The sequence below is a fragment of the Terrabacter sp. P5_B1 genome (assembly GCF_056400505.1).
Map to the genome: position 1 here is coordinate 1 of NZ_JBFULD010000103.1, position 12,015 is coordinate 12,015.

Sequence of the window (12,015 nt, forward strand, 5' to 3'; positions counted from 1 at the left end):
GACGCACGCCCTGGCGCCTGGCGACGAGCAGCCCGGCGAAGTAGGTGCCGAGCGAGACACCGGCGGCCAGCCCGAGGCCCAGACCGAAGGCCTGCACCAGGATCGGGATGCCCACCGCGAAGCCGTTGCCGTCGGAGTTCGTGACGAGCTGCGAGATGCCCTCGTAGGCCATGCGTCCCGGCAGGAGCGGCACGATCGCGGCCGTCGTCACCGCGAGCGCCGAGATGGTCAGGCGGCGCGCGACGAGGCGCGCCGCGAAGCCGATGACGAGGGCCGCCGTGGCCGACGCGGTCACGGCTCCGAGCTGGAGGCTCCGCTCGGCCAGGGCCAGCACGACCCAGCCGAGACCGCCCGCGAAACCTGCGACGACGACCGCGGTGCCGCTCGAGTAGGAGAGCACCGCGAAGGCGACGGAGATGATGACCGCGCAGACGACCTGAACGACCACGTTGTCGCTGAGCAGCGTCTGCGAGGTGATCGCGATCGGGTAGTCGAGCCGCTTGCCGAGCGAGAGGACGATCGAGATACCGACGGCGATGCCGAGCGAGAGCACGATGACCTCGAAGCCGCGGGCTCCGGCCGTGACGTAGTAGCCCTCCAGGGCGTCCTCCGCGGCGCCGACGACCGAGAGCCCGGCCAGGAGCAGCACGATGCCGGAGGCCACGACGAGCGACGGTGACACGTCGCCGACGAAGGTGAGGCCGGCCGACTGGGCCACGACGACGAGGGTCGCGACCGCCGTCGGGATCGCGGCGCCGACGCACTGGGCGAAGAAGGCCGCGACACCGGCGCCCGTGAGCCAGGCCAGCACCCTGCCGACGAGGGTCGCGGTGAGGAAGCTGATCAGGATGATGAACGGCCCCGCGCCGACGAGGCCCGCAGCGGCCGCGGCCAGCGCACCTCCGGCGACGGTGACGAGCCAACGGCGGTAGGGGTGCGGCGCCGTGATGACCGAGTCGAAGCGCACCCGAGCCTCGTCCACCGACACCGGGTCCTGCGACAGGTCGACGATGAGGCCGCGCAGCCGCTCGAGCCGCGTGTAGTCCTGCACGCGGAAGCGGACGATGCGCATCACGGTGATCGGGTCGGCGGTCGGTCCACGGTGGTAGGAGACGGTGACCGACGTGTAGGTCACGTCGACGTGGACCGAGCTGAGGCCGTAGGCCTTGGTCAGGGTCAGCACCGTCGCCGTGACATCGGCGGCGGCCGCGCCGGTGGCGATCATCGCGACCCCGGCGCGCATCGCGAGGTCGATGACGGCCTGGGCCGTCACCGAGTCGACCCCGTCGGGGGTCGTCCAGATCGGGATCTCGTCGGTCGGCGGTCCGCTCGGCCTCATGGCGCGCCGGGTGCCCGCCCTCAACGAGGGCAGGCTCCGGTAGGCGGTGGTCGGCCGGGCGGTTCGGTCGGTGCTGGCCACCCGTAGACCGTATGCCACCTGCTCCGGCCGGCCGGTACCCACCGGGGTGCCCCGCACCGTCGAAACCGGGTTCGGCAGCGACTGTCCGTCGTGGCACCATGGCCGGGTGATGAGTGAAGAGCAGCAGACCTCTCCGAGCCGCAAGCGCCCGACGACCGACGAGTTCCGGGCCTTCGTCGCGACTGGTTGGGCGCCCCGCGGCACCGAGGTGACCCCTCGGGCGCAGGTCGCCGACCACGCAGCCCGTCGACGCGACGCCGTCAGCGCCGCGTTCCCCGGTGAGCGCCTCGTCGTCCCGGCCGGTGGCCTCAAGGTGCGCAGCAACGACTGCGACTACGTCTTCCGGCCGCACAGCGCCTTCGCCCACCTCACGGGCCTCGGCAGCGACCGCGAGCCCGACGCGGTGCTCGTCCTCGAGCCGCTGCGGCCCGCCGACGACGCGGCTGACGACGGCGCGACCGGGCACGAGGCCGTGCTCTACTTCCGCCCCCTCGCCGACCGCGACACCGAGGAGTTCTTCGGCGACTCGCGTTACGGCGAGTTCTGGGTCGGTGCCCGCCCCACCCTCGCCGACATCGAGTCCGAGCTCGGTCTCACGGCCCGCCACATCGACGAGTTCGGTGAGGCCGTCGGGAAGGACGCGGGCGAGGTCACGATCCGCGTCGTGCGCGACGCCGATCCCGAGGTCGCTGCCCGCGTCGACCGCGCTCGCGCCGCTGCGGCCGGGACGCAGGACGCGGCCGAGACCCCCGTCGACCGCCAGCGGGAGGCCGACGAGCAGCTCGCCGCCTTCCTCTCGAAGCTGCGCTTCGTCAAGGACGAGTGGGAGGTCGAGCAGATGCGCGACGCCGTCGCCGGCACCCACCAGGGCTTCGACGCCGTCATCGCCGACCTGCCCGAGGCGGTTCGCCGCGGGCGCGGCGAGCGCTGGGTCGAGGGGGTCTTCGGCCTGCACGCCCGCCACCACGGCAACGGCGTCGGCTACGACTCGATCTGCGCCAGCGGCGACCACGCCAACACCCTGCACTGGATCAAGAACACCGGTGACATCAAGGACGGCGACCTGCTCCTGCTCGACGCCGGTGTCGAGGTCGACTCCCTCTTCACCGCCGACATCACGCGCACCCTGCCGGTGAGCGGCACCTTCACCGACGCGCAGCGCAAGATCTACGACGCCGTGTACGCGGCCCAGGAGGCCGGCATCGCCGCCTGCCGGCCGGGCAACAAGTTCAGCGACGTCCACGCCGCCGCCATCCGCGTCATCGCCGAGCACCTGCACGAGTGGGGCCTGCTCCCCGACGGCGTCGACGTCGAGGGCACGCTCGACCCCGACCACGGGCAGTACCACCGCCGCTGGATGGTGCACGGCACCAGCCACCACCTGGGCATCGACGTCCACGACTGCGCRCTCGCGACCCGCGAGGAGTACTCCGACGCCGAGCTCAAGCCCGGCATGGTCATCACCGTCGAGCCGGGGCTCTACTTCAAGGCGGACGACGAGCTCGTCCCGGTCGAGCTCCGCGGCAACGGGGTGCGCATCGAGGACGACGTCCTCATCACCGAGGACGGCTGCGAGAACCTGTCGGCCGCGATGCCGCGCAGTGCCGACGAGGTCGAGCAGTGGATCGCCGGCATCTGGGCCGCGCGCGACTGAACAACGCCGCCCCCGTCGTCTGTCCCGTCGTCTGTCCCGTCGTCTGTCCCGTCGTCTGTCCCGGCCTGAGGGCGGTCAGACGGCGGGCGGGGGCGGCCCGGCCTGGTCCGGGTCCACTGCGCGAGGCGTCGCGCTGCCGAAACCGGAGTGGCTGACCGGGATGCCCGCCTGGGCGAGGATCTGGCGCCCCTGCTGCGCGAACTTGTGCTCGCAGAAGACCTCGTAACGCGTGGCCACGACCTGGCTCACCGACGAGAAGTCACGGGCGCCCCGGGTGAAGGCGTAGCCGACGACCGACCAGATGAGGCCGAAGACGGCGCCGTACAGGGCGGTGGAGAGCAGCAGGGTCAACGGGTTGGAGGGGCGGGAGAACAGCGAGAGGATCAGGCCCACGAAGAGGCCGAGCCACACGCCGGACAGCAGACCACCGAGGGCGACCCGGCCCCACGTGAGACGGGCCGTCACCCGCTCCATCTGCTTGAGGTCGGTGCCGACGATGAGGCAGTTCTCGACCGGGAACTGGTTGTCCGACAGCGTGTCGACGGCCTTCTGCGCGTCGACGTACTTCTCGAACACCCCGAGCGACATGGGGTACTCCAAGGACAGCGTCGCGAATCCCTGGCGTCCCCCCGGACCCTTTGGTTGCAGACTCATGCCTCCATCCTCCCATCCCTCGCGGCGACGGAGACGGACACTCAGCCCTTGAGCTTGTAGTCMTCGACGAGTCGGCGGCCGATGATCATCCGCTGGATGTCGGCCGTGCCCTCGCCGATGAGCAGCATCGGCGCCTCGCGGTACAGGCGCTCGATCTCGTACTCCTTGGAGTAGCCGTAGCCGCCGTGGATCCGGAAGCTGTCCTCGACGACCTGCGAGCAGTACTCGGACGCAAGGTACTTCGCCATGCCCGCCTCGAGGTCGTTGCGCTCCCCGGAGTCCTTCTTGCGAGCGGCCTTGACCATCATCTCGTGGGCGGCCTCGACCTTGACCGCCATGTCGGCGAGGCGGAAGAGCACGGCCTGGTGGTCGACGATCTTCTTGCCGAAGGTCTCGCGCTGCTGCGCGTAGGAGACGCCGAGCTCGAACGCCCTTCTCGCGACACCGCATCCGCGGGCGGCGACGTTGACCCGGCCGACCTCGACGCCGTCCATCATCTGGTAGAAGCCCTTGCCCGGCTCGCCGCCGAGGATCTGGGCGTCGGTCGTGCGGTGGCCGTCGAGGATGAGCTCGGTGGTGTCGACACCCTTGTAACCCATCTTGTCGATCTTGCCCGGGACGGTGATGCCTTGCGCGGTCTCGCCGAAGCCCGACTCCTTGTCGACGAGGAACGTCGTCATGTTGCGGTACACGGAGTCGGCGCCGGTGTCGGTCTTTACGAGGACCGCGACGAGGTTGGCCGAGCCACCGTTCGTCAGCCACATCTTCTGACCGGTGATCGACCACTCGCCGTCGTCGCCCCGGACGGCCTTCGTCTTGATCGCGGACACGTCCGAGCCGCAGCCGGGCTCACTCATCGAGAACGCGCCGCGGATCTCGCCGGTCGCCATCTTCGGCAGGTAGTGCTGCTTCTGCTGCTCGGTGCCGTGCTGGAGCACCAGGTAGGCGACGATGAAGTGGGTGTTGATGATGCCGCTGACACTCATCCAGCCGCGGGCGATCTCCTCGACGCAGAGGGCGTAGGTCAGCAGCGACTCACCGAGGCCGCCGTACTCCTCGGGGATCATCAGCCCGAAGATGCCCATCTCCTTCATGCCGTCGACGATGGCCTGCGGGTACTCGTCCTCGTRCTCGAGCTGGGTGGCGACGGGGATGATCTGCTCGTCGACGAACTCGCGGACGAGCTTGACCAGCTCGGTCTGCTCCTCGGTGAGGCCGTCGGTCTGCTGAAGTCGGGACATGCCTGGATCGCCACCTTGCGTCGGGCTCGGGTTCAACGGGTGCGCCCGGTCGACGCTGTCGGCCGGGTCGCCTCCGCCGAGTATGCCGCCGGGCAGCTCCGGCGGTCAGTGCCCCCGCGTGTGAGGGTGGACACCTGTGGTGTGGCTCACCACGGGATGGGTCTCACCAGAGCTGGCCGAAGGCGGCCTGCTTCGCCTTGACCGGGCCCTCGAGGGTCGAGCGCTGCTCGAAGTCCTCCGCCTTGAGCCCGTTCGTCACAGCCTTGTGCAGGTCGGTCCGGGTTCCGGTCGGGTTCTCCGACAGGGCCTTGAGGAAGAGGTGGGTGAAGGCGCCGTTGGGTCGCCCCCCGAACTGCGCGTCGGACGCCGTCTGGTCGGCACGACAGGCGGCGAAGAGGACTGGCTTCGCCTTGGGCCCACGCGACTTCACGAGCGACAGCAACGCCTTGCGTTCCACCGCTTCCGGGTGGTTGGCCCGGATCGTGCGCGCCTGCGCCAGGGCCTTCGCGGTGGGGGGCGGCAGGTAGCGGGGGCGCCTCCCTCGCAGGAGGTCGCGCTGGATGTCGTCGAGGTCGCGGGTGCCCGACCCGCTGTGGCACGTGTCGAGCAGCACCTCGACGAGCACCCCCTCGGCTGCCGAGGAGAACAGCTCACGGAGCTCGTCGTCGACGATGACCGTGTCGCGGTCCCAGCCGTCCGTCCCCACCGCGATCTCGTGGCACGCGAAGGCCTCGTCCAGACCGTCCGGCTCCTTGTCGCCGGGCGCCTCGGTGCCCGGCAGGTCGGGCACCTGGGTGCCGTGCGAGGAGTAGCTGAAGAGCACCTCGTCACCGGGCTTGGACTGGCGGATCATCCCAATGAGGGCGTTCATGATCGCCTCCTTCGTGGCCTCGGCGTCGCGGAGCACCGTGACGTTGCCCGCCTGGAAGCCGTTCTTCGTCAACGTCGCCGCGATGTCCTCGGCATCGTTGACGCACCCGCTCAACCAGCTGCTCTGGGGCAGCGTCTTGAACTCGTTGATCCCCACGCACAGGGCTCTGCTGGTCATGGCAAGTCCTCTCTCGGTAACGCTGGGCTGGTGGGTGGTGCTGCGGCCGGGGCCCCGACGGCGGTCTCGGGGCCACCGCCCGCGCCCCTGACGAGCGGCAGCCACCTCCCGATGGCCTCGATGACGCCCAGCTGGCCGAAGTAGTTGGTGTGGTAGACCGCGTCGTTCGTGCCGAGGGCCAGCGCGTCCTCGACGTAGCCGCCCGAGGGTGGCCCGATGGCCGACATCGACGCCGTGTCGACGACGAGGTCGTTGTCGCCTTCGAACAGCCCGTCGACGAACCCCTCGCCGAGCCGGACCGCCAGCTCCTTGGGGAACTCCGGTGGCCGGTGGCTCCCGTCGAGCAGGCTGACGTGGAAGTCGGACGAGACGACGTGCCAGTGCGTGCCGGGAGCCGGCTGCCCGGGCTGGTCGCCGTTGAGGTCGGTGACGAACGGGCCGCCGGGGATCATCGCCGCGAGCCCGGGCACGTCGTCGCCGTTCGCGACATACGACACGAGGTACTTCACGAGCGCGCCGATGCCGCTCACGACACCACCGACGACCGCCGCGACCGGCGCCCCGCCGGGCAGGAGGGCGAGCCCGGCAGCACCCACCGTGGCGAGGTTGGTGTAGAGATCCACGAGATCGTGCCAGCGGGCAGGATCGGCGAGGTGGGTGCCGCCGTTGGTGGCCGCCACGAAGACGATGTTGTCAACCGTGGCGGGCCAGTTCGACTGAGGCAGAACGGCTTCCACGAGAGATCGGGTCACCAGACCGCCGCGGCTGTGCGTGATGACGTCGATCGTCAGATCGGTGCCGGGGTGCTGGCGCCGCAGCTCGGCGAGGAGGTCGACCGCATTCTGCCTGGGGTCGACACTCAGCGTCCGGTGGTCATAGCCGACGACGGCGTCGTAGGCGGAGAGCACGCTCGGGAGGAAGCCCTCCGCGCCGGGCACGAGTCCCATGACGGCGAACGCCCCGACCGTCGACGAGAAGGTGCCGTGGACGAGGAGCAGCACTCGCACGGGGCGGTCGGTGGGGAGGCCGAAGGTGTCACCTGCGCCGAGCGGATGCCATGACGCAGCTCCCGGGCCGGCCACGTGCACCAGACCGGGGCGGACGGGCTCCTCGAGCTTGCGCACGAGGCCTCCGGCGACGAGCGGCACGGCGAAGCGCAGCACGATGGCCTGGACGGCGCCGTGCACGAGGTCGCCGAGCAGCCCACGGTCGTGGGGCTGGTCGGCACCCAGTGCGCGAGCCCGGCGGGTCGCGCGTGCAGCCGAGGTCGTCGGCCTCCGCGGCTGCACGTCGATCTCGAAGGTGAGCGTGCGGGAGTCGATCGACCGCGTGCCGCCCGTCGGCCTCAGGGGCAGGTGCCACGAGTAGAGGCCCCCGCGCTCGAGCAGGATGACGGCGTCGTCGCCCGGCGCCACGTCGACATCGAGGCTCACGGTGCCACGACGGTTCCCGGGGGCGGGTGACGCGAGATCCCTGCTTCGAGGAGGCGTGAGGTCGATGCGGTCGACGACGTCGAAGTCCTGCTCGGCCAGTGCCGTCAGCAGTGCTGCCTTGGCTGCGGTCTGGCCGGTTCCGTCACCGAGGTCCCGGTCACTCACATCGCCGGCCCTGGTCGCGTCGTAGCCGGCCGGTGTGCGCACGCGCACCGCTCCCCCACCAAAGGACGCGGACGGCATACCCGACTCCCCTCCGACAGACCCGCGACGGTTCGTCTCCCTGCCACGGTAGAGCCGCGGGCGGGGGCAGTGATACGGATTGCCCCCGAAAGTGACGCGGCGGGGACCGCGGATATTCGGTTGCGCTGCCCGGCGGCCGTCCGGGATCGTCGGGGACGACCGCGGAGCCACAGGGCACCGCACCGGACCCGAGGAGGGTGACATGTCGATGACGGCCCCGGGCATGCCAGCCCACATCACTTCTTCCTTGGAGTTCTCTTGTCTTTCAATGCATTTCACGATGACGACCTCGGGGTGCGCGACTCCCGGCTGAGCAGCCGGACGGTCCTCGGCCTCGAGGACGAGCAGTACGCGGTCGACACGGACCCCGACGGCCCGCCCGAGGGCGAGCGGTGGTCGAGCTGGGACGGCGCCACTCACGGCCCGAAGCCGCGGCCCGGCTGGGTCATCACCGACCTCGGCGCGGTCGAGGCCGATCTGGGGGTGCTCAAGACCGGCAAGGAGGCCGACGTCCACCTGGTGCGCCGGTGGGTGCCGGGCTCGCCCGCCCGGGACGTGCTCATGGCCGGCAAGCGCTACCGGTCGAGCAAGCACCGCATGTTCCACCGCGACGCCGGCTACCTCGAGGGGCGGCGCGTGCGGAAGTCGCGCGAGATGCGGGCCATGCGCACCCGCACCTCGTTCGGCAAGGAGCTGATCAGTGGCCTCTGGGCGTTCGCGGAGTTCGAGACGCTCGTGCGCCTCTGGGACGAGGGTCTGCCCGTGCCCTATCCGGTGCAGATGTCCGAGGACGAGATGCTGATGGAGTTCATCGGCACCCCGGACGGACAGGCTGCACCCCGCCTCGCCCAGGTGCGACCCGACGTCGGCCTGCTGCCGTTGCTCTTCGAGCAGCTGCGCGAGGCGATGCTCCGGCTCGCCGAGCTCGGCTGGGCGCACGGTGACCTCTCGCCGTACAACGTGCTCCTCGAGGGTGAGGGTGAGCAGGCGCGGCTCGTGCTCATCGACTGGCCACAGATCGTCGACGTCATCGGCAATCCGCATGGGCCTGAGTTCCTCGAACGCGACACCCGCAACATGTGTGAGTGGTTCACTCGTCGGGGGTATTCGGTGGACGAGGGGCTGCTCTTCGGTGACCTCATGGCGGCGGCGACGTCACGCTGGTGAGGCCCGGCGTCCCGTGTCATGCCGGGTCACGCTGGAAGAGCTCACAGGTCAGGTGGAGGCCACCCGTTCGTGGGGTGGCCTCCATCCCTGTCCGTCGACGGGGACTCTGTCGGTGAGGAAGTCCGCCGGGTGGCCGAACTTCCCCGAGTGGACGAACGCCTCGAGCGGCAGGCGCGAGCGCGGCAGCCGGGCCCGGGTGCGCACCCACGCCGGCATCTCCGCGTCGTCATCGGGACGGGCGGGGAGCCCTAGCACGATCCCGGTCGTGACGACCCAGTGCGGCGGAACGGCGAACCGCTCGGTCGCGGCCCGGTGGTCGAAGCCGCCGAACTGGCGCACCTGCAGTCCCATCGAGCGTGCCTGCACCGTGATGTGGGCGACAGCCTGTCCGAGGTCGAACATCGCGTAGTCGCTGTAGGAGATCTCGTGGTCCTCGTCGGTCGCGACCTGGTGCAGCGTGAGGATGATCGCGGATGCCGACGGCGCCCACGCCTGGTTGGCCGACGAGAGCACGTCGACCATTCCTGCGTGCGTGTCGTCACCGCGCAGCCCGACGATGAAGCTCCACGGCTGCGAGTTGCCGGCCGAGGGCGACCAGCGCGCCGCCTCGAGGATGGCGCGCAGCGCTTCGGGTCCGAGCACGTGCGACCGGTCGTAGACCATGACGCTCTCGCGGTCGCGCAGCAGCGGCGTGAGGATCTCCGGCTGCGCCGCCACCGCTGAGGGCGTATGCCGTCCAGCGGGTTTCGCCTCGTCCGTCACGTCGCGCTCACCGTCCTCACGCACACCACAACCATGCCCGACCCACGTCTCTTCCCGGCGGCCGGTGTCGACAAACCCACGTCCCCTCCTCCCACCCATCGAAAGAGCAATCCGTCCGCCCCGCGCAGGACGGATTGCCCTTTCGATCGCCAGCTCAGTAGGCGCGGCCGACGACGGCGAGCACTCCGTCGTCGGACTCCGAGGCGGGCACCGAGCCGTCGGGCATCGTCAGGCACCGCACAGTGACCGCCGACTCGGCGAGCCGCGCCTCCCCCTCCGGACCGAGCGTGGACCACGGGATCGTCGCCCACCCGGTCTGGGCCGCCTCGGCAGCCTCCCCCTCGGTGACGACGGCGGCGGTGTTGGCGTCCCGGTGGGCCAGCGCGGCGGCATACAACGCGTCGTGGTCCTCCTCGAGCGCGCCGGTCACCAGGTCGACGACGGCTCGGAGCGGCACCGACGACTTGCCGCCGGCGATCCGGCGCGCCACGGTGACCGAGCCGTCGGCGAGGTCGCGCGGCCCGATCTCGACGCGGACGGGGATGCCCTTGAGCTCGGCGTCGACGGCCCGACGACCGAAGGGCGTGTCGATGCGCGCGTCGAGCTCGGCGCGCACCCCCTGGGCGACGAGGTCGGTGACGACCTGACGTGCCGCCTCCACGACGCCCTCGCCGTCCTTGACGACCATGACGAGGACCTGAACCGGTGCGAGGCGAGGCGGCACCCGAAGGCCCTGGTCATCGCCGTGGCCCATGATGAGCCCGCCGAGCATGCGGGTGGACGTGCCCCACGACGTCGTCCAACAGGTCTCCTGCCGACCCTCCTCGGAGAGGTAGCGGATGTCGAAGGCCGTCGCGAAGTTCTGGCCGAGCTCGTGGCTCGTGCCCATCTGGAGAGCCTTGCCGTCGCGCATCATCGCTTCAAGCGCAAGGGTGTTCGTCGCTCCGGCGAAGCGCTCACGAGCGGTCTTGCGGCCGAGCACCACTGGCAGCGCAAGCATCTCGCGCATGAACGCCGCGTAGACGTCCTCGTGGATCCGCTTCGCGTAGAGGCGGGCGTCCTCCTCGGTGGCGTGCGCCGTGTGCCCTTCCTGCCAGAGGAACTCGCTGGTGCGCAGGAAGATTCGCGGGCGCAGCTCCCACCGCACGACGTTGGCCCACTGGTTGAGCAGGAGCGGCAGGTCACGGTAGCTCTGCGTCCACTTGGCCAGGTACTCACCGATGACGGTCTCCGACGTCGGCCGCACCACCACCTTCTCCTCGAGCTCCTTCCCCCCGGCGTGCGTGACGACGGCGAGCTCGGGGCTGAAGCCCTCGACGTGCTCGGCCTCGCGGGTCAGGTAGGACTCCGGGATGAAGAGCGGGAAGTACGCGTTGCGCGCACCGGCCTCCTTGATGCGCCGATCCATGTCAGCCTGCATCCGCTCCCAGATCGAGTAGCCATAGGGACGGATGACCATCGTGCCGCGCACCGGCCCGTTGTCCGCGAGCTCGGCCTTGGCGACGACGTCCTGGTACCAGCGGGGGAAGTCCTCGGACTGGGGCGTGAGCACGGTCTTGGCCATGGCGCCGATCCTAAGGTCGGCGTGGTTGCCTCCGCGCGCCGTTGAACGCTCGGCTCCGGTGCTAGGCGTGCTCCATCGTGGCGACCATGAAGGCCTGCCACGCCTCACGCGTGTCGGCGAGCTCGCCCGGTCCACCGGCCTGCTCGAGTATGCGTGTGGTGGCGTCTCGGGTCGCATCGTCGAAGTGGCCGGTGACCTCCACGTCGGTGCGGCCCCAGACGTGGCGGCACATGGCCTGGACCGCTTGCACCTGGGCGTGCGACCGGCGGATGAGGCGCGGCTGCTCCGGCCCGAAGCGGCCGAGGTCGACGTGGATGTGGTTGCCGTGCGCATCGTCGAAGAGATAGGTCAGGACGTCGGCGAACTCGTGGTGCAACCCTGCCGCAGTGCGCCAGTAGAGGGCCAGGCGACGGCGCAGCTCGCCGGCAGGGGCATCGCGCCACAGGTCCTGGCGCAGCGACGTCACATCCTTCCCGCCCGCCCGCAACCGCGCGATGTCCATGGCCTCGCCCGAGCCGTGCCACGACGTCGCCACCCCCGCAACCCAGGCTCCGTACGACCGGATCTCATCGGGCGCCTGGCCCATGTGGCTGCGGTGCAACGCGAGCCATCGATCGAGCCGCGCACCGAACGGCTCCGTGACGTAGAAGGTCGAGGGTCGTGCGGTCACCTCGTAGGCGTGGGTGGCGGACCCGATGCGCCGCCGCGCCTGCAGGTCGCGGAAGTCCACCGGTTGCGGGTCGAGGTGGAGCTCCGGCGGGGCCGGCTCACCCAGACCGACGAGCTTCGGGAGGGACGGCAGGCCGGGACCGCGCGACACGGCATACGC

10 protein-coding genes are annotated in these 12,015 nt (G+C 70.5%); 2 read left to right on the top strand and 8 right to left on the bottom strand.

Features of this window, described 5'->3' with window-relative positions; genetic code table 11:
- Positions 1-1,420: threonine/serine exporter family protein (locus tag AC1DP0_RS09560; protein WP_478084043.1), on the bottom strand; the 1,420-nt coding region annotated here is incomplete at its 3' end.
- A 109-nt stretch (positions 1,421-1,529) separates the two neighbouring features.
- On the opposite strand from AC1DP0_RS09560, the gene AC1DP0_RS09565 reads away from it, so the two are divergent.
- Complete coding sequence (locus AC1DP0_RS09565) at positions 1,530-3,074, top strand: aminopeptidase P family protein (protein WP_478084045.1); 1,545 nt, start codon at positions 1,530-1,532, stop codon at positions 3,072-3,074.
- 75 nt (positions 3,075-3,149) lie between these two features.
- Here the strand turns inward: AC1DP0_RS09565 and AC1DP0_RS09570 are convergent, their stop codons facing one another.
- The 4 genes from AC1DP0_RS09570 to AC1DP0_RS09585 all read right to left on the bottom strand — a co-directional run bounded on the left by AC1DP0_RS09570 (position 3,150) and on the right by AC1DP0_RS09585 (position 7,693).
- On the bottom strand, positions 3,150-3,728 hold the full coding sequence (locus AC1DP0_RS09570) for a YflT domain-containing protein (RefSeq protein WP_478084047.1): 579 nt from the start codon (positions 3,726-3,728) through the stop codon (positions 3,150-3,152).
- 41 nt (positions 3,729-3,769) lie between these two features.
- Entirely contained in the window at positions 3,770-4,969 is a 1,200-nt protein-coding gene (locus AC1DP0_RS09575) for an acyl-CoA dehydrogenase family protein (RefSeq protein ID WP_478084049.1), read from the bottom strand.
- Positions 4,970-5,132: 163 nt separating this feature from the next.
- Entirely contained in the window at positions 5,133-6,017 is an 885-nt protein-coding gene (locus tag AC1DP0_RS09580) for a caspase family protein (protein ID WP_478084051.1), read from the bottom strand.
- A complete protein-coding gene (locus AC1DP0_RS09585) occupies positions 6,014-7,693 on the bottom strand; it encodes an esterase/lipase family protein (protein ID WP_478084052.1) in 1,680 nt (559 codons plus the stop codon). The genes AC1DP0_RS09580 and AC1DP0_RS09585 overlap by 4 nt, the downstream gene beginning before the upstream one ends.
- Before the next feature lie 258 nt (positions 7,694-7,951).
- On the opposite strand from AC1DP0_RS09585, the gene AC1DP0_RS09590 reads away from it, so the two are divergent.
- Positions 7,952-8,860 (top strand): serine protein kinase RIO, encoded by a 909-nt coding sequence (locus AC1DP0_RS09590; protein ID WP_478084054.1) that lies wholly within the window; start codon positions 7,952-7,954, stop codon positions 8,858-8,860.
- 48 nt (positions 8,861-8,908) lie between these two features.
- Here the strand turns inward: AC1DP0_RS09590 and AC1DP0_RS09595 are convergent, their stop codons facing one another.
- From AC1DP0_RS09595 to AC1DP0_RS09605, 3 genes are all read right to left on the bottom strand, one after another.
- The gene (locus AC1DP0_RS09595; protein ID WP_478084056.1) at positions 8,909-9,646 is read right to left on the bottom strand and encodes a nitroreductase family protein; all 738 of its coding nucleotides are present in this window, start codon (positions 9,644-9,646) and stop codon (positions 8,909-8,911) included.
- Between the two features lie 130 nt (positions 9,647-9,776).
- Positions 9,777-11,186, bottom strand: coding sequence for a proline--tRNA ligase (gene proS / locus AC1DP0_RS09600; protein WP_478084058.1), 1,410 nt, complete (start codon positions 11,184-11,186; stop codon positions 9,777-9,779).
- A gap of 61 nt (positions 11,187-11,247) precedes the next feature.
- On the bottom strand, positions 11,248-12,015 hold a 768-nt coding region (locus AC1DP0_RS09605; RefSeq protein WP_478084060.1), incomplete at its 5' end, for an extensin family protein.